At 55.6% G+C, this 17484-nt stretch carries 14 protein-coding genes; 9 read left to right on the top strand and 5 right to left on the bottom strand.

Annotated elements, in window-relative coordinates; genetic code table 11:
- Positions 1-108: 108 nt before the first annotated feature.
- The 3 genes from NW211_RS03600 to NW211_RS03590 all read left to right on the top strand — a co-directional run bounded on the left by NW211_RS03600 (position 109) and on the right by NW211_RS03590 (position 2299).
- Entirely contained in the window at positions 109-1173 is a 1065-nt protein-coding gene (locus NW211_RS03600; RefSeq protein WP_087407615.1) for a hypothetical protein, read from the top strand.
- Position 1174: 1 nt separating this feature from the next.
- On the top strand, positions 1175-1750 hold the full coding sequence (gene coaE, locus NW211_RS03595) for a dephospho-CoA kinase (protein ID WP_087407614.1): 576 nt from the start codon (positions 1175-1177) through the stop codon (positions 1748-1750).
- Positions 1751-1846: 96 nt separating this feature from the next.
- Positions 1847-2299 carry a DUF5606 domain-containing protein gene (locus NW211_RS03590; RefSeq protein ID WP_087407613.1) on the top strand — a complete coding sequence of 151 codons (453 nt, stop codon included), beginning with the start codon at positions 1847-1849 and terminating at the stop codon, positions 2297-2299.
- Positions 2300-2484: 185 nt separating this feature from the next.
- On the opposite strand, the gene NW211_RS03585 is transcribed toward NW211_RS03590, so the two are convergent.
- The 4 genes from NW211_RS03585 to NW211_RS03570 form a co-directional block, all read right to left on the bottom strand.
- Entirely contained in the window at positions 2485-4593 is a 2109-nt protein-coding gene (locus NW211_RS03585) for a ComEC/Rec2 family competence protein (RefSeq protein WP_258326951.1), read from the bottom strand.
- Between the two features lie 63 nt (positions 4594-4656).
- Complete coding sequence (locus tag NW211_RS03580) at positions 4657-5544, bottom strand: LysR family transcriptional regulator (RefSeq protein WP_258326950.1); 888 nt, start codon at positions 5542-5544, stop codon at positions 4657-4659.
- Between the two features lie 19 nt (positions 5545-5563).
- Entirely contained in the window at positions 5564-6310 is a 747-nt protein-coding gene (locus NW211_RS03575; RefSeq protein WP_258326949.1) for a shikimate dehydrogenase, read from the bottom strand.
- Between the two features lie 15 nt (positions 6311-6325).
- On the bottom strand, positions 6326-7339 hold the full coding sequence (locus tag NW211_RS03570) for a DUF2268 domain-containing putative Zn-dependent protease (RefSeq protein ID WP_258326948.1): 1014 nt from the start codon (positions 7337-7339) through the stop codon (positions 6326-6328).
- A gap of 248 nt (positions 7340-7587) precedes the next feature.
- Here NW211_RS03570 and NW211_RS03565 point away from each other — a divergent pair, with 248 nt between their 5' ends.
- The 3 genes from NW211_RS03565 (at position 7588) to dnaA (ending at position 11416) form a co-directional block, all read left to right on the top strand.
- Entirely contained in the window at positions 7588-8748 is a 1161-nt protein-coding gene (locus NW211_RS03565; protein ID WP_258326947.1) for an N-acetylmuramoyl-L-alanine amidase, read from the top strand.
- A gap of 34 nt (positions 8749-8782) precedes the next feature.
- Positions 8783-9667, top strand: coding sequence for an MlaD family protein (locus NW211_RS03560; protein WP_087407607.1), 885 nt, complete (start codon positions 8783-8785; stop codon positions 9665-9667).
- A gap of 348 nt (positions 9668-10015) precedes the next feature.
- Entirely contained in the window at positions 10016-11416 is a 1401-nt protein-coding gene (gene dnaA / locus NW211_RS03555) for a chromosomal replication initiator protein DnaA (protein WP_087407606.1), read from the top strand.
- Positions 11417-11515: 99 nt separating this feature from the next.
- Here dnaA and NW211_RS03550 read toward each other — a convergent pair whose 3' ends face one another.
- Positions 11516-12265: a nitroreductase family protein gene (locus NW211_RS03550; RefSeq protein ID WP_087407605.1), complete on the bottom strand. Its 750-nt coding sequence runs from the start codon at positions 12263-12265 to the stop codon at positions 11516-11518.
- 407 nt (positions 12266-12672) lie between these two features.
- Between NW211_RS03550 and NW211_RS03545 the strand changes: the two genes are divergently transcribed.
- The 3 genes from NW211_RS03545 to NW211_RS03535 all read left to right on the top strand — a co-directional run bounded on the left by NW211_RS03545 (position 12673) and on the right by NW211_RS03535 (position 17467).
- Complete coding sequence (locus NW211_RS03545) at positions 12673-15204, top strand: adenosylcobalamin-dependent ribonucleoside-diphosphate reductase (protein WP_087407604.1); 2532 nt, start codon at positions 12673-12675, stop codon at positions 15202-15204.
- A gap of 282 nt (positions 15205-15486) precedes the next feature.
- On the top strand, positions 15487-16050 hold the full coding sequence (locus tag NW211_RS03540) for a flavin reductase family protein (protein WP_087407603.1): 564 nt from the start codon (positions 15487-15489) through the stop codon (positions 16048-16050).
- A 4-nt stretch (positions 16051-16054) separates the two neighbouring features.
- Positions 16055-17467: an amidohydrolase family protein gene (locus NW211_RS03535; RefSeq protein WP_258326946.1), complete on the top strand. Its 1413-nt coding sequence runs from the start codon at positions 16055-16057 to the stop codon at positions 17465-17467.
- Positions 17468-17484: the final 17 nt, after the last annotated feature.

Genomic DNA, 17484 nt, shown 5'->3' with positions numbered 1-17484 from the left:
ATAGGCTCCTCTAACGGAGAAATAAAAAGATAAAGTTTTTTATCGGCAGAGACCTACGGTCCCGATAAAAAACTTTATCTTTGTTGTATATAGCCATTGCGTGATAGTATGAAAAAGAAGATTTCGGCCCGCATAGCCACACGATTCAGAGCGATTGCCCGTAAGATAGGCGCAACCTTTCGTCAGGAGCGCACGCGCGAGTTGTTCACTTTTCTAGGTTTCGTGTTGCTGTCGCTGGTATTCTGGTTCATGCAGGGGTTGAATGAGGAGGTCGAGAACTCGTTCCAGATTCCGGTCGAGTTGCAAAACTTGCCCGAGAAGACCACCCTTATCAACGACTTGCCCTCGCATATCGAGGTGCGCATACGCGACAAGGGCCCCGTGATGCTGGGCTATGCCATCGAAGGATTGAGTCCGTTACGCATCAATTTCCAGGAGTATGACAAGGGGGGTAGCTCGTTCCTGTTGTCGCCCTCGCAACTCGAGACCGTCATGCGCAAATCACTGCGTCCCACCACTACGATTCTGTCGCTTATCCCCGACACGCTGAAGGTGCAGTATACCCACAGTGCCGGCAAACGGGTGAAGCTGGTGGTGAAAGGGCACGCCTCGACTACCCCGCAATGTGTGTTGAGCGGGCCCATGACTGCCAATATCGACTCGGTCATGGTCTATGGCGAAAACTCGTTGCTGAAGCACCTCAAAGAGGTCTACACCACCGAGTTCGAGGCCAAGCGGCTGAGCGATACTTTGCGCACGACCGTGCGCATGGCCCGCATACCCAACCTGCGTATTGTCCCCGAGCAGGTCGAGGTGACGATTCCCGTCGAAGAGATGACCTCGAAACTGCTCGATATACCTGTCGTGACCCAGAGTGTACCCGCCGGATGGTCACTCATCACCTTCCCCTCGTCGGTACAGCTCTCGTGCATGATGCCCTTTAGCCGGTTTGCCTCGGTCAGCGAAGAGAGCTTCTTGCTGGGGGTCGATTACGCCGACCTGTCTGGTCGTTCCGCTCCCGGCAAGTTGGGCATCAAGGTGCTGAAGGCTCCCGATTTTGTGCGCAATATCGTGCTGTCGCAAGACAGTGTCGACTATATTCTGGAACAGAAGAGACCGGTCTTTACCGTATCGTCCGATACGGTTATCGTCTCCATCCCCGATACGATATGATATGAAACGAATAGGAATTACAGGTGGCATAGGCAGCGGCAAGTCGGTTGTCTCGAACTTGCTGCGGGTGATGGGTTACCGAGTGTACGATACCGATTCGGAGGCCCGGCGCCTGATGAACACCTCGCCCGAATTGAAACGGCAGATAGCCGAAGCTTTTGGCGACGATGTCTACACCGACGGTTCCCTGAACCGTCCGTTGCTCGCCTCGCGGGCCTTCGGTCACCCCGACCGGGTAGCCCGGCTCAACGCCATCGTGCACCCTGCCGTGCGGGCCGATTTCGACCGCTGGAGCCACAGTCGTCCCGACGAGCTCTGTTTCGTCGAGTCGGCCATCCTCTACGAGTCGCAGCTCGACCGTCTGGTCGACGAGGTGTGGTTGGTAACCGCTCCCGAAGCGTTGCGCATCGAGCGAGTGCAGCAGCGTAGCGGACTCACGGCCGACGAGGTGCGCCGCCGCATGGCCTCGCAGATGGACGAGGAGGAGCGCCGCCGTCGGGCCACCCACATTCTCTATAACGATGGGCGGCAGTCGCTCATTGCCGCCGTGCTCTCGCTCTTGGAAGAGCCGCGGTGAGAAAAAATTTCGCCCGATAAATCGGTTAAACCCGACAAGTATATTATTTTTGCACGACAAATTGATTAAGTCATTAAATATAAAACACCAATTTTTATGTTGAAAACGATTTTATCTATCTCTGGGAAACCGGGTTTGTATAAGTTGGTATCTCAAGCCAAGAATATGCTGATTGTCGAATCTTTGCAAACCGGTAAACGTCTGCCTGCCTATGCCCATGAAAAAATCATCTCGCTGGGCGACATCGCCATCTTTACCGACGAAGACGATGTGCCTCTGGGCGAAGTATTGGAATCGATCAAGAAGAAAGAAAACGGTGGCAAAGTGTCGCTCGATACGAAGAAAGCCGATGCCGAGGCGCTGCGTGCCTATCTGGCCGACGTGCTCCCCAACTTCGATCGCGAGAGAGTGTATGTAACCGACATCAAGAAACTCATCAGCTGGTACAACCTGCTGGTCGAGACGGGCAACACCGATTTCGTAGAGGAGAAGAAGGCCGATGCCGAACCTGAAAAGGAGGCTGCTGCCGACAAGGCCGAAAGCAAATAAACCAAGGTATCGATCAGGTGCGATTCCATCGCACGGCGAACAGATAAACCAAGGGGCTGTGACTCGTTCGAGTCGCGGCCCCTCTCTTTTTGCCGGGTCGGGAGGCCAGGCTGAATAGGGTTGGGGGCGGTTGGATGGCCGGTCGTTTATCTCTCTTTGAGAGAGGTGCTACCCGGGGACTTCGGTCAGCGTGCGGGTCTGTATGTCCAGGCTCCCTCCGTGCGCACGTCGTGGCAGGCGATGCCCTGCTTGTAGCAGTCGTTCAGCCACAGGCGGGCCCGCGACGGATGCACGTTGGCCCCGATGATAACCTGTCCGATGTCGAAGAGCCGGACCACGTCGGCCAGTCGTCCGTCGAATTGCCGGTCGACCACGGCATAGTCGATTGACAGCCGTTCGCCTGGTAGTTGGGTGTCGGAGCCCTTCCGGCCGGGGGTGTCGAGCAGGAGCAGCCGTTTGCCGTGAAAGATGGCAAAGGGGTAGTCGACAAGGAGCTGCGGCCCTTCGACCGGAGTGGTCCCCGGTTGTATCAGGGTGTAGCTTGCGTAGCCGTTTTGTTGGCGATAGGGCTCGCCGGGCAGTGGCCCCTCGACCGGCAAGGTATCGGGTAGTAACAGGTAGCAGTGTCCCCGGTCGCTCAGTTGCACCACGGTCGATTGGGGGTCTTCATAGACTACTATTTCAGGGCATGGAGCCCGATGGGTAGCCAGGTCGGCAGCCAGAAAGAGAATGGCGGCCCCCAGCGTAAGCCCGAGCAGTCGCTTCGAACGCCGCTTCACCGTCAGGTAGATGAGGATTCCCCCGATAAAGTAGCCCCACAGGTAGCGGGGTTCCAGCCACACCCCCTCGAGGTGGCTGCCCGGCAGGTGGTCGATGGCGAGACTCAGCCTTTCGATAAATCGCAGCAGCAGGTCGGTGGCGGTTGCCAGCCAGAGGTAGGGCAGATGCAGGGCGGTGAGCAGCAGCATGAGCAGGGCCAGCCCGAAGATGACGGGCAGGAGCGGCAGTACCACCAGATTGCCAACCAGAAAGAGCAGGGGCAGGGTGTGGAAGTAGTAGATGGCGATGGGCAGGGCGCCCGCTTGTGCGGCTATCGACACGGCCGTACACGAACTCGCCCAGCGCACGAGGCGGTAGGGCGACTTTCCCCCGACGTTTAGTCGGCGGTAGAAGAGCAGGATGGCGGCGACGGCGGCGAAACTCATCTGGAATCCGGCATCGAACACGAGGCGGGTGTCGTAGAGCAGCATGAAGAAGGCGGCGGCAAACAGGGCATTGAGCGAACTGTTACGTCGTTCCAGAAACTCGGCTGTCAACAGGAACGACGCCATGATGCTGGCCCGCACGGCCGAGGGGGACAACCCCGTGATGCAGGCATAAATCCACAACACGAGCAGCGTGAGCAGGGGGCGCAACTTGCGGCCCGTCTCGCTCCAGGCCAGGGGGAAGAGCAGCAGGTAGACCAGCGAGGCAATGACTCCCATGTGCAGCCCGCTTACGGCCAGTATGTGCGAGAGTCCCGAGGCCGAGAACGACTGTCGCAGGTCGGGCGGAAAATCGGCTCGGTCGCCCAGCAGAAGGGTTTTCAGCAGCAGGGCGCTGTGGGGCGCGAGGTGGCAGGTGTCGATGCGGTGGGCGAGTGCGGTTTGCTGCATGGCTGCCCAGGCCCGAAATTCCGAGCGGGGTTCGTGGCCGATGTACCGCCATCGCTCGTCGGCAAGGTATTGGTTGCGGGCGATGCCCTGGTAGCGCATGAAGGCGGCCCGGTCGAAGTCGCCCGGGTTCCCAATCCCGGCAATGGGGCGCAGTCGAAATTCAAAAATTATCCGGTCGCCGTAGTCGAGCCGGCCGGCCGACAGACTCTTTTCGAAGTAGAGGGCCACCTTTTCGCGATAGGGTACCGTGTGGCCCAGGGTATCGACCAACCCGGTAATCGAGGCGGGGCAGTAGTAGGCCCCCTCTTTCTCGACCGCTTTGTGGTCGATGTGGGCGACGGCTACGGGATAGAAGCCCTCGGGCTGCCGGTAGGGGCGTTGTTGCAGGTAGTGCAGGGTGGCTCCTGCCGATAGGAGAATCAGGAAGAGTCCCCACCCGAAGAATTCGCGCTTGCGGTATTGCTCCTCGATGGTGCCCCGCTTGGTCTGCAACCCCCACAGCACGAGTCCGCCCAGCCCCGGCAACAGACAGCTCCACAAGGGGAGATGCAGCAGGGCCTGCCCCACGATTCCCGCCAGCAGCGGGAGCAGCAGTCGAATGAATGGAGTACGGGCAGCCGACAGGGGATTTCGGGTCATGGCAGTATGTTTTTCGGTGTGTCAGACAAGGTAGGCGAGCGGTGTAAAAGCACCCGTGTTCGCTTAGAATCGGCGGGTCATGTAGCGCATGAAGTCCGAGGCGAGGCCGCCGTTCTGTCCGGCATTCTGGACGAAGCAGAACTCCCGCTCGCAGGTGAAATCGGCAATCTCGATTACCTTCAGCCGACCGTCGGCAATCTCGGTCGAAACCGCCTGTATCGACATCATGCCCACACTGTCGGTGTTGTAGAGAAACCGTTTGATGCCCTCGGTTGTGCCCAGTTGCATGGCAATGTTGAATTGCGACAGCTTCAGCTGCTTTTGCGCCAGCGCCTTTTCAAAGACCTCGAGGCTGCCCGAGCCGCTCTCGCGAATGACCAGCGGCAGTTGCCGCAGCTGGTCGAGCGAAATCTCGTCGTACCGCGCCAGCTTGCTGCGGGTGCTGGCTATGCACACCAGCTCGTCGCGCATGAACGGGGTGTAGTGCAGGTGGGGCTGGCGGCTCACCCCTTCGATGAGCCCCAGGTCTATGCGGTTCTCTTCGACGGCCCGCTCGATGGCACGGGTGTTCCCGTTGACGAGCGACAGCTTTATCTGCTTGAACTTCTGGCTGAATGTGGCCAGATAGGAGGGTAGCACATACTGGGCGATGGTGGTGCTGGCCCCCAGCCGCAGTTCGCCCATGTGGCGCTGGGTGAGCAGGTTCATCTCGAAGTCGAGCTGCTTGTAGTGAGCGAGTATCTTCTCGGCATGCGAGAGCAGCAGTTCACCCTCGGGGGTGAGGGTAATGTGGGTACCCATCCGCTCGAACAGTCGCGTGCTGTACTCGGCCTCGAGCTCCTGGATGTGCTTGCTGATGGCCGGTTGGCTCACATACAGCTCTTTCGAGGCTTTGGTAAAACTGAGGTTGTGGGCTACGCTGCAAAAAACTTTTAGTCTGAAGTCTATCATGGTGGAGGGGCTTATGGCGTTATCGATTCCAAATATCCCAGGCGGCCAGGGCCTGCAGGTGCAGCATCTCGGTGCCGTTTTTGGTCTTGCACCCCTGGCGGGCCGCCAACTCGAGAAAGCGGGTCACCTCGGGGTTGTAGATGAGGTCGTAGCAGAGGTGCTCGGGGGTAAGGCATTCGTAGGGGATGCGGGGAGCCTCGTCGGTGTGAGGATACATGCCCACCGGCGTGGTGTTGACGATGATGCGGTGGGAAGCCATCCGCTCGGGGGTGAGGTCGTCGTAGCCGATGATGTCGCCGCGCCGTTGCCGCGAGACGAAGGCAGGCTCGATGTGCAGCGACTTCAGTCCGGCATAGACCGCTTTCGAGGCGCCACCCGTTCCCAGGATGAGTGCCCGTTGCATGCCCTCGTCGATGAGCGGGGCAATCGATTGGGTGAACCCGATGATGTCGCTGTTGTAGCCTTTGAGCCATACGCGGCCGTCGGGTTGCCGGGTTATCTGTATGACGTTGACGGCCCCAATCGCGCGGGCCTGCGGGTCCAGCTCGTCGAGCAGCGCGATAACCTCCGTCTTATAGGGTATCGTTACATTCAGCCCGCAGAGCTCCCGGCGGTCGGCAATGAGTTGCCGCAGAGTCGAGAGGTCGGGCATCTCGAAGTTTTCGTAGGTGGCCGCTATCCCCTCACGTTCGAATTTCGCGTGGAAAAACGAGCGGGAAAACGAGTGTCCCAAGGGATACCCCACCAGTCCGTATACGTGGTTCATAGCTATCGTTTCAGTTTATCCGTTGTATTTCGATTCGGCCAATATCTCGCCGGCATCGTCGGGCGAGGCCAGCAGTTCGGCCGCACTTTTCTTCTTCTCCTGGGCATATCGCTTGACTATCTGGTAGCCGATCCAGCGGCCCAGACGGCCCGGCGAATCCTGATGCAGCACGGCTACAAAGGGGGCCGGTTCCACATATTTGTGGATGAGCATCGACTCGGTGTTGAACAGGTGCTTCTTGCTCACCACCTGGTGCCAGATTTCGGCCTCGTTGGTCTGGCACCACTGCGCCTGCTCGTCGGTGTAGCCCAGCAGGCGGTATTCGTCGGCCTCGGGGAATATCGAGGCGAGGGCATAGAGAATCTTCCCCTCGTAGACCATGCGGTCGAGCAGAGCATTGCGTTTCGATTCGTAGGGGTAGCGGGTGCGCAGCCACACCTCCAGAGCGTCGTAGGCTATGCGGCCGCTCTCGTGCAGCCCCCGTTCATATATATAATAGCGTTGTTCGTAGAGCGGGTAGTCGGCCCCCAGGTAGCAGTCGAGCGAGATAGAGAGCAGCGAGTCGACCGTAACAATCGACTGGTTCAGCCCCGACACATGGGTGAGCAGGCGGGGACGCGGTGCCTGCGGAAAGAGCTCGCTGTACCGGTCGAAGCCCTGTTGCAGGGCGGCAATCCAGGCGGTGTCGCTGGCGAAGTGCGACTCGGTATCGGCATAGAGTTGGGCAATGGCTTCGTGGGTGAGAAACAGGTTCAGCCCCTCGCGGAAGTCGGGGGCGTCGCCCAGCCCCAGAATCTGCCGGCAGTAGACGGAGAAGAAGGGGGTGTATTTCTCCCTGAAGCCGGCCGCCGCGGCGGTGTCGGTCTGTTGCACATAGGCCGGGAGTTCGCGGTCGAACCGTTCGATGGTCACGGGGTGTCGGGTTACGGAGCTCCGGGCCTCCGAAGCCTTTCCGTTGCAGGCGATGAAGGCCGCCGTCAGCAGGCATATCGCCATGGCATAGCTGTTTTGTTTCAGGTGTCGTATCATATACACGCTTTTTGTCTCGCTTTTGCAAAAATACTTTTTTCTTTCGAGAAAGCCATCGGTGCGAATCCAGTTTTACGATTTGAGTATAAGGCAATAAATCTCCTTGAAATTGACATCTTTTTCGAGCTTTATTTATACCTTTGCATTTGAAACTGCGAAATAGGCCCGGATGGTACGCCGCCTGTTTGGCAATTTGTCAGGATTCCGGCGGGGCCGGGTCTTGTGTTAATGATAGCAGATACTGGTTTATGAAACATTCATATTGCTTTACGCGGGTGCTCTCCCTCCTTTTTGCATTTGTGCTCGGGCTCTCGGTCGTTTCGGCCAAAGACTTCGTGCTGGTCATCGATGCCGGTCACGGAGGGCGCGACGCGGGTGCCCTTGGCAACAAGGCCAAGGAGAAGGACATCAATCTGGGGGTAGCCCTGAAGCTGGGGCGCATGGTGGCCAACAATGTGCCGGGGGTGAAGGTGGTCTATACCCGCGACAAGGATGTCTACCTCACCTTGCAGGAGCGGGCCGATAAGGCCAACCGGGTGGAGGGCGACCTCTTCATCTCGATACACACCAACTCGATTGACAAGAAATCGCCCAACCGCAAGACCGTGGCCGGTGCCTCTACCTGGACACTGGGTCTGCACCGCAGCAAAGAGAACCTCGAGGTGGCCAAGCGTGAGAACTCGGTTATCTATCTCGAGAACGATTTCTCTACCCGTTACGAAGGGTTCGACCCCAACTCGACCGAGTCGTACATTATCTTTGAATTCATGCAGTACAAGCATATGGAGCAGAGCATCAACTTTGCCTCGGACATACAGCACGAGTTTGTATCGGTAGCCAACCGTGTGGACCGCGGGGTGCGGCAGGCCGGATTCTGGGTGCTGGCCAAGACCGGCATGCCGGCGGTTCTGGTCGAGCTCGACTTCATCTGCAACCCCACGCAAGAGCGGTTCCTCACCTCGGAGAGCGGGCAGACCAAGATGGCCCAGGCCATTTACAATGCCTTTGTCAAATACAAATCGGATTACGATCGCAAGCAAAACTCGCGCAAGGGTTCGGTCCCTGCGGTCACCTCGTCGACTCCGGCTCCTGCTCCGGCTCCTGCACCTGCCGAAGTAGAGAAACCGGCCCCCGCCAAAACTCAAACCGGCAAGGCCGAACAAGACGACGCCTCGGGTGTTACCTATTACAAGGTGCAGTTTATGGCGCTCCCCCGCAAGTTGCCGGCCAACTCCAAGGAGTTCAAAGGCCTCTCGCCTGTCGAATGCTACAAAGAGGGGAGCATGTATAAATACACCTATGGGAAATCGACCGATCGAAATGGTATACAGCAACAATATAAAAAGGTGAAATCGTTGTTTCGCGATGCCTTTATCATCCAGTTCCGTGACGGAAAGCGTGTAAAGTGAGAAACAAGACGATAGCCCAACTAAAAAGAATAATATGAAAAAGTGGTTTGGAAAAGAAGCAAAGATTGCCCTCTCGGTGCTGATTAGCATCCTCATTCTGTATGTAGGCATCAACTATTTGAAGGGCATCAACGTGATGAAACCCTCTAATTACTATTATGTGCAGTTCCCCAGCGTGGGCGGGTTGGCCCAGTCGGCCCCGGTGATGATCGACGGCTACAAGGTGGGGCTCGTGCAGGAGATTGTGTACGACTACGACACGAATCAGACCATCAAGGTACTGTTGAATCTCGATAAGAAACTGAAGATTCCGGTCGACAGCCGGGTCTACCTCGAGACCGATATGTTGGGAACCTCGTCGGTGGTAATCGACCTGAATCCCCACGTGAGCGAATACTACGAGCACGGAGCCTTGCTGCAGGGCGAAGTGAAGTCGGGGCTGATGCAGAGCCTCCAGAGCGAGCTGCTGCCCCAGGTTGTCGTGTTGTTGCCCAAACTCGACAGCATCTTGTCGGGGTTGCAAACCCTGGTCAACGACCCGGCTCTGGTCTCGTCGGTAAAACGGCTCGATCGCATTACGGCCAATCTGGAACGCTCGTCGGTACAACTCTCGGGCATGATGCAAAACGATGTCCCCGTGATACTCGACAACGTGCAGGGCATTACGGCGCAGATCAACCAATTCTCCGATACCCTCAATGCGCTGCCGTTGCAGTCGACCATGGCATCGGTGCAGAAGACCAGTTACAATCTGCAGCAAATCACCTCGCGGCTTACCTCGCCCGACAACAGTCTGGGGCTGTTGTTGAACGACCGGGGGCTTTACGATCGGGCCAATGGTGTGCTGGGCAGTGTCGATTCGCTCATGATCGACTTGCGGCTTAATCCCAAGCGATATGTACACTTCTCGCTGTTCTGAGAAGAGTAACAGATTTTCCTTATTTAGAATCGATATAAATAAGGAAGAATCTGCAATTTTTTTGTAATATTCCCAAAGCTACCCTTATAGGGGTGTGTTTACCCGATGGGAGAGAGGTGCTGGAAATGTGCCGAAAAACATATGAAGGTTTGTAATCGCTTGAAAGATAAAGTGATGATAGATTGTGAAAACGGAAAAAATATCTCGAGAGACGATATTTTATAAGAACTTTGAAATCAACCGTTTGTAACTGAAATGTAAAAAGCAAATATTTTGCGATTTGTTTTTGCGGAAAAATAATTTGAATTTTGTACACGCAAAAGTTTTTTGATAGAAGATTTACATAAAATGGGTTCAGAACAACATGTTCAGTTGTGGGACCAATGTCTAACAATTATCAAAGACAACATAGCCCCCGAGGCGTTTGAGAGTCTGTTCAAGCCGATTACTTCGTTGGGTGTTGATGGCGATAATGTGTTGACTTTGCTTGTCCCTTCACATTTCGTGATAGAGCAGATCGAGGAGCACTACCTCAACCTGCTGAAAAAGGTTTTGCCTCGCATCTATGGGGCAAACGTCAAGTTGGTGTATCGTGTGCAGATTGTCCGTCAGCCCGAGGCTACGGTCGACCTCTCTGCTACGACCAAGTCGACCGCTGTCAAGAAAATGCAGCAGGCGATGCCCGACCTTTTGGACCCGTTCAAACAACGCGTATACGATGAGCTCGACCCCCGTCTGAACCCGATTTACACTTTTGAAAGTTATTATCAGGGGGCAAGCAACATGTTGGCGCGTGCGGCTGCCGAATCGATTGCCGAGAATCCCGGTCGCAATACCTTCAACCCCTTGTTTCTCTTCGGTGAGTCGGGGGTGGGAAAGACCCACTTGATTCAGGCCATAGGTTTGCGCATCAAAGAGAACATGCCGGCCAAACGGGTGCTCTACCTGTCGGCTCACGACTTTCTGGTGCAGTATACCGATGCCGTGCGCAACAATCGCGTGAACGATTTTATCGGCTTCTATCAAAGCATCGACGTACTGTTGATGGACGATATTCAGGAGTTTGCCGGGAAGACCCAGACCCAGAATACCTTCTTCCACATCTTTAACCATCTGCATCAGAGCAACAAGCAACTGGTACTCACCTGCGACCGTCCGCCGGTCGAGCTGGTGGGCATGGTTTCGCGTCTGTTGACCCGCTTCAAATGGGGTTTGACGGCCGAGGTGGAGCGTCCCGACTACAAGTTGCGCTACGATATTCTCATGAGCAAGGTACACCGCGACGGCTTGACCATCGACGAGTCGGTAATCGACTACATCGCCCGCAACGTGACCGACAACGTGCGCGACCTCGAGGGGGTTATCGTTTCGCTCATGGTACGTTCGAGCGTCTTGAAGAAGGAGATTTCCATCGAAATGGCCGATCAGGTGCTGGCTGCCAGCGTGAAGATGGTGCAGAAGCAGATTACCATCGATACCATCAAAGAGGCGGTTTGCGGCTATTACGGCTTGGATACCTCGCGCCTGCTCGAGCGCACGCGCAAGAGAGAGGTGGTTGTGGCCCGTCAGATGTCCATGTACCTGGCCAAGAAATACACCAGCCTTTCGCTGGCCGGTATCGGCGACGTGCTGGGCAAGAAAGACCACGCTACCGTGCTGCACGCCTGCAAGACCATCACCGAACAGATAGGGGTGGACAAGAAGTTGCGGAGCGATCTCGAGGAGATTGAGCAACGGATACAAGGATAACCTCCATAGGGATACAGAATAACGAAAGAGGCCCGAAACAACAGCGTTCCGGGCCTCTTTCGTATCGTTGCAGGGGAGGTGTTGAACTCTCTCCGTCTCTTATTCGGGCATTTTGAAGCCCTGTTTCACAATGAAGTCGAGGAAGATTTTGGAGAACAGTTCGTTGTTCTCGCGCGTGTAGCGCACGTCGGTGAATACCTGAGCCAGAGTCTCCTTGTGGTTCTCGGCTACGAATTGCCGGTTCTCGGGCAGACTCTCTTTTTCGGCATAGAGGCGCTGTATATCCTCGGGCGTGTAGTCGCGGTAGCTCTCGTGGTGAACAATCGCCTCGAGGGGCAGGCGGTCTACCTGGGCGGGCATGTCGGCCGGATAACCTACGGTGAGGGTGGTAATGGGGATCACCAGACGGGGCAGTTGCAGGGCTTCGGCAATCTGGGGAGCGTTGTAGGTGGTAGTGCCCAGATAGCAGCAGCCCAGACCCGAAAGCTCGGCTGCGGTGCAGAACTGCTGAGCCACGAGCAGGGCGTCGATGGCTGCCGTAACGAACGACTGGAAGTTGTCGTAGCCCGGTTGTGCATGGTTCAGCTCGCACCATTTTACAAACCGGTTAAAGTCGGCGCAGAAGGTCAGCACCACCGGCGCGTGGGTGACGGTAGGTTGGTTGAAGTGGGCCGGAGCCAGTCGCTCTTTGTTCTCCCGAGTACGGGTAACGACGACGCTGTACACCTGCATGTTGCCCGTTGTGGGGGCACGAAATGCCGTTTCGAGAAGTTCGTTGAGCAGACGGTCATCTATCTCCTTGTCGAGATATTGCCGTATCGTTCTTCTCTCTTTCAAACTCTTTATCATAGGTAATGGGGATTTGAAGTGATAAGTTCGTAGTAGCAAAGGTAATGAAAATATTTGACAACGGCGGTATGGCCGTGGTGCCGATTGTCTGTGGATTTTCTTCATGGATACTTGCAAATAGAAATAATTGTACTTTATTACTAATGCCGATTTTTCCTTGTGTTTCTTGGATGTGTTTGTCTGATTTTCAAAAACGGAAAACTTTTTGTTATGGTCAAAATTTTAAATATATGATTGTCAATACAGTTTTGTTTTAAATCGGGAAACTTTATAAATTGTTGATATTTAAAAATGATATTATTTGTGTATGTAGAATGTTTTTTATAAACTTGCACCGTAAATCTTTCTGCTGAAAAACCTTTGTCTAAAAATTAACTAATTAACATAATAGAAAAAATATTTGTCTCGTGGAACCAACTATTTATACTTATGACGAGGCTTATCAGGCGTCGTTGGAGTATTTCAAGGGAGATGAGCTGGCTGCCCGTGTGTGGGTAAACAAATATGCTCTGAAAGATTCGTATGGGAATATCTATGAAAAGACTCCCGACGATATGCACTGGCGTATCGCCAATGAGATTGCTCGTATCGAGCAACGGTATCCTAACCCGCTTTCGTCGCAAGAGCTGTTCGATTTGATGAGATCGTTCCGCTACATCGTGCCGCAAGGTAGCCCGATGAGTGGAATCGGCAACAACTATCAGGTGGGGTCGCTCTCCAACTGTTTTGTGATTGGGCTCGATGGTGCCCCCGACTCGTACGGCGGCATTATCAAAATCGACGAAGAGCAGGTGCAACTGATGAAACGTCGCGGTGGTGTAGGTCACGACCTGTCGCACATCCGCCCCAAAGGTTCGCCCGTCAAGAACTCGGCCCTCACCTCTACGGGGCTGGTACCCTTTATGGAGCGTTACTCCAACTCGACCCGCGAGGTGGCTCAGGATGGCCGTCGCGGTGCGCTGATGCTTTCGGTATCGATCAAACACCCCGACTCCGAGTCGTTCATCGACGCCAAGATGGTCGAGGGACGTGTGACGGGTGCCAACGTGTCGGTGAAGATTCACGACGACTTTATGGAGGCTGCTATCGAAGGCAAGCCCTACATCCAACAGTTCCCCATCGACTCGCCCGATCCCAAGGTGACGAAGGAGATCGACGCGCAAGCCCTTTGGAAAAAGATTGTGCACAATGCCTGGAAATCGGCCGAACCCGGCGTACTCTTTTGGGATACCATCATCAGAGAGTCGGTACCCGACTGCTATGCCGACCTGGGCTTCAAGACCGTATCGACCAACCCTTGCGGCGAGATTCCCCTCTGTCCCTACGACAGCTGCCGTCTGTTGGCCATCAACCTCTACTCCTATGTAGTCAATCCGTTTACCCCGGAGGCCTATTTCGACTTCGACCTCTTCCGTAAACATGTGATGCTGGCACAGCGCATCATGGACGATATTATCGACCTTGAGATGGAGAAGATCGACAAGATTATCGAGAAAATCAAGGCCGACCCCGAGACCGACGAGGTGAAGAGCACCGAGCTCAACCTGTGGTACAAGATACAGAAACGTACCCTGCAAGGCCGTCGTACCGGTGTGGGCACCACGGCCGAGGGCGATATGATTGCCGCCATGGGTTTCCGCTACGGAACCGAAGAGGCTACCGACTTCTCCGAAAAGGTACATCGGGCTTTGGCACTGGCCGCTTACCGTTCGTCGGTGACGATGGCCAAGGAGCGTGGCGCCTTCTCGATTTTCGATGCCGACCGCGAGACCAACAACCCCTTCATCAAACGGTTGAAACACGAAGATGAAGAGCTCTATGCCGACATGTGCAAGTACGGGCGTCGCAACATTGCCTGCCTCACCATTGCACCCACGGGCACTACGAGTCTGATGACCCAGACCACCTCGGGCATCGAGCCGGTATTCATGCCGGTTTATCGCCGTCGCCGCAAGGTGAACCCCAACGATCCTGCCGTACATATCGACTATGTCGACGAGACGGGCGATGCCTTTGAAGAGTATGTGGTTTATCACCATAAATTCATCACCTGGATGCAGGTAAACGGCATCGAAGTGAAAAAGAATTATAGTCAGGAGGAGGTCGATGCCCTGGTGGCTCGCTCGCCTTACTACAAGGCTACGGCCAACGACATCGACTGGTTGCAGAAGGTGCGCATGCAGGGCCGCATCCAGAAGTGGGTCGACCACTCAATTAGCGTTACCATCAACCTTCCCTCCGACGTGAGCGAAGAGATGGTGGGTCAGCTCTATGTCGAGGCTTGGCGCTCGGGTTGCAAAGGCTGTACGGTCTATCGCGACGGCTCTCGCTCGGGTGTGCTCATCTCGGCCAAGAAGGAAGAAAAGAAACCCGTGGTTCCCGCACAAGCCGAAACGCTGGTACGCCCCATCGAGCTCGAGGCCGATGTGGTTCGCTTCCAGAACAACAAGGAGAAGTGGATTGCCTTCGTGGGTCTGAAAGATGGCAAGCCTTACGAAATCTTCACCGGTCTTGCCGACGACGACGACGGTATCTTCTGCCCCAAGAATGTAGTGAAGGGTAAGATTGTGAAGGCCGTAAACCCCGACGGTACGAAGCGTTACGACTTCCAGTTCTCCAACAAGCGCGGTTACAAGACCACCATCGAGGGACTCTCCGACAAGTTCAACCCCGAGTATTGGAACTATGCCAAACTCATCTCGGGAGTACTTCGCTACGGCATGCCCATCCCGCAAGTGCTCAAGCTGGTATCGAGCCTCGAGCTCGACAGCCAGTCGATCAACAGCTGGAAGAACGGTGTAGAGCGCGCTCTGAAGAAATACCTGCCCAACGGCACCAAAGCCAGTGGGCAGACCTGTCCGAATTGTGGTAACGAGACCCTCATCTATCAGGAGGGATGCCTCATCTGCACTTCGTGCGGTACTTCGCGTTGCGGATAATTTTGGTTACCTACGATAAGAAATGAAAGCTCCGGGGCGGATTCTGCAAAGGGTCCTCCCCGGTTGTTTTTTCCCGAGGAAGCTCTTTCTCCGGGTGTGGGGGATGGAGATGTCGGTTGGGAGTAGGGCAGGATACCGACCTGTTCGGGGAGTTACGGTTGTCGTATAGCTCGGCAACGGTAGTATTGAGCTTTTCGATAACGATAAATGAGCCGTAAACTAACGTGCTTTTAATTTCGCTGCTGTAGTTTTGCAACAGAAAACCAACATATATTTATCGTTATGAAAAAGAATATCGGAAATTCAATGGCACTTTATCCCACCCCTGCGGTTGTGGTGGGTGCCCAGGTAGAGGGAAAAGCCACGTGGACTCTGGTAGCCCATGTAGGCATTGTGGCTCACGACAGGCTGCTTGTCAGTCTGCATGCCTCGCACTACATCAACCGGGGCATTAAGGAGAGTGGCCGGCTGTCGGTCAATATCGTTACCGAAGAGTGGCTGCCGAAAGCCGATTACTGCGGTATCGTGTCGGGGCACAAGCAGGACAAAAGCACCCTGTTCGAGTCGACGGCAGGCGAGGAGGGGACACCTATGGTGAACGAATCGCCCTTGACCATGGAGTGTCGGGTCGAGGATGTGTATGTGTGCAACGGTTTCGAAAACTTTATTTGCAGCATCGCCCACACCTATGCCGATGAGAGCATACTCAACGACCGGGATAAAATCGACTACAACCGGCTCAAACCGGTGCTGTTCGAGTTTCCTACCTATCAGTATCTGCGCACGGGCAGTGTCATAGGGCTCTGTACCGAAGCCGGAAAACAGTATGAAGCGAGTCAAGCATAGGCCTATGAAACGGTGGTTGTATCTTGTGATTCTCCTTATGATTGGCAATTTCACCGGCCATGCCCGACAGGTAGTCGATGTGCATAGCCACAACATTCTGCCCGATTATCGGCAGGTGCTTGCCCGGCATCATGCCGAGCTGGAAGAGGGGTTCCCGCTCCCTGCCTGGGATGTCGATTCGCACTTGTCGTTTATGGACAGTACCGGCATTGCCTGCACGGTGTTGTCGATGCCGGCTCCGCAACCCAGTTTCGGCGACAGCGAGGAGTGCCGGCAGGTGATACGGGCCTGTAACGAATATGGTGCCCGACTGAAAGCGGCCTATCCCGATCGCTTCCGCTTTTGTGCTGCCCTCCCTCTGCCCGATGTGGAGTCGGCCGTGGCCGAGGCCATCTATGCCCTCGATACACTGGGGGCCGATGGGGTGAAACTGGCGACCAACAGCCGGGGGCAATACCTGGGCGACGAGGCTCTCGACCCCCTGATGGAGGTGTTGGATAGCCGGCAGGCCGTCATCCTCATTCATCCGCACAAGCCGGTCCCGGTCAACGAGCCGTTGACCGGGCGGGTTCCCCTGGCCGCCTGTGAGTATTTGGCCGAAACGACCCGGGCTCTGATGAACATGCTGGCACGCAACCTGCTGGTGCGTTATCCTCATGTAAAGGTGGTTGTGCCGCATTGCGGCTCGTTCCTGCCGTTGGCTGTTCCTCGTATGAAGGCGATAATGCCGGCCTTGCAGGCTCGCGGCTCGATGGGCGAGGTCGATATGGAGGCCAACCTCTCCCGGCTCTATTACGATTTGGCCGGTGCCGCTTCTCCGGCTGTTATCCGCACTCTGCTCACCATTACCACGCCCGACCATATCCTGTACGGTTCGGACTATCCCTACCAGCCGGCCGAGGTGCTCACTCGCAACCTGCGGCAGTTGGAGGAGGCTCTGGAAGCCGATGGGGAGCTGTCGGCCTATGCCGATCTCTTCTTGCACGAGAATGCCGCCCGGCTTTTCGATTTGCCGTCGGAGGGCGAGGCGGGTACTGCATTGGCCGAGCGTTCGTCGGTTGTCGAGGCCGAGGTCGATACCGCCATGCTGGTGCGCATCTCCGAGATAGAGATCTATCCCCAATACCGGGATGCCTATCTCGAGGCGGCGTTGGAGGTGGGGGCTACCTCGGTTCGCGAAGAGCCGGGAGTAATAGCCATATTCCCCATGATTCAGCAACGCGACTCCTGCCAGGTGCGCATCCTCGAGATATATGCCAGCCCCGAGGCCTATCGCCATCACATCGGTACCGCCCATTTCCAGACCTACAAGCAGGGCACGCTGCACATGGTCAAGACACTCGACCTAGTCGACATGATACCGATGAACCCGGCTGCCATGCCCGAAATATTTCGCAAGATGCAGCGTGTAAAGTAACTCTGTATTATCTTTGC

This window comes from Barnesiella sp. ET7 (genome assembly GCF_024733785.1).
GTDB classification, from domain to species: Bacteria; Bacteroidota; Bacteroidia; order Bacteroidales; family Barnesiellaceae; genus Barnesiella; species Barnesiella merdigallinarum.
The sequence above is the reverse complement of the archived record's forward strand: the minus strand, read 5'-3'. Positions and strand labels throughout refer to the sequence as shown.

Excerpts from the sequence above, each read along its gene's own strand:
- NW211_RS03600 (WP_087407615.1), top strand. The coding sequence starts at position 109 with ATGAAAAAGAAGATTTCGGCCCGCATAGCCACACGATTCAGAGCGATT.
- coaE (WP_087407614.1), top strand. The coding sequence starts at position 1,175 with ATGAAACGAATAGGAATTACAGGTGGCATAGGCAGCGGCAAGTCGGTT.
- NW211_RS03590 (WP_087407613.1), top strand. The coding sequence starts at position 1,847 with ATGTTGAAAACGATTTTATCTATCTCTGGGAAACCGGGTTTGTATAAG.
- NW211_RS03585 (WP_258326951.1), bottom strand. The coding sequence starts at position 4,593 with ATGACCCGAAATCCCCTGTCGGCTGCCCGTACTCCATTCATTCGACTG.
- NW211_RS03580 (WP_258326950.1), bottom strand. The coding sequence starts at position 5,544 with ATGATAGACTTCAGACTAAAAGTTTTTTGCAGCGTAGCCCACAACCTC.
- NW211_RS03575 (WP_258326949.1), bottom strand. The coding sequence starts at position 6,310 with ATGAACCACGTATACGGACTGGTGGGGTATCCCTTGGGACACTCGTTT.
- NW211_RS03570 (WP_258326948.1), bottom strand. The coding sequence starts at position 7,339 with ATGATACGACACCTGAAACAAAACAGCTATGCCATGGCGATATGCCTG.
- NW211_RS03565 (WP_258326947.1), top strand. The coding sequence starts at position 7,588 with ATGAAACATTCATATTGCTTTACGCGGGTGCTCTCCCTCCTTTTTGCA.
- NW211_RS03560 (WP_087407607.1), top strand. The coding sequence starts at position 8,783 with ATGAAAAAGTGGTTTGGAAAAGAAGCAAAGATTGCCCTCTCGGTGCTG.
- dnaA (WP_087407606.1), top strand. The coding sequence starts at position 10,016 with ATGGGTTCAGAACAACATGTTCAGTTGTGGGACCAATGTCTAACAATT.
- NW211_RS03550 (WP_087407605.1), bottom strand. The coding sequence starts at position 12,265 with ATGATAAAGAGTTTGAAAGAGAGAAGAACGATACGGCAATATCTCGAC.
- NW211_RS03540 (WP_087407603.1), top strand. The coding sequence starts at position 15,487 with ATGAAAAAGAATATCGGAAATTCAATGGCACTTTATCCCACCCCTGCG.
- NW211_RS03535 (WP_258326946.1), top strand. The coding sequence starts at position 16,055 with ATGAAACGGTGGTTGTATCTTGTGATTCTCCTTATGATTGGCAATTTC.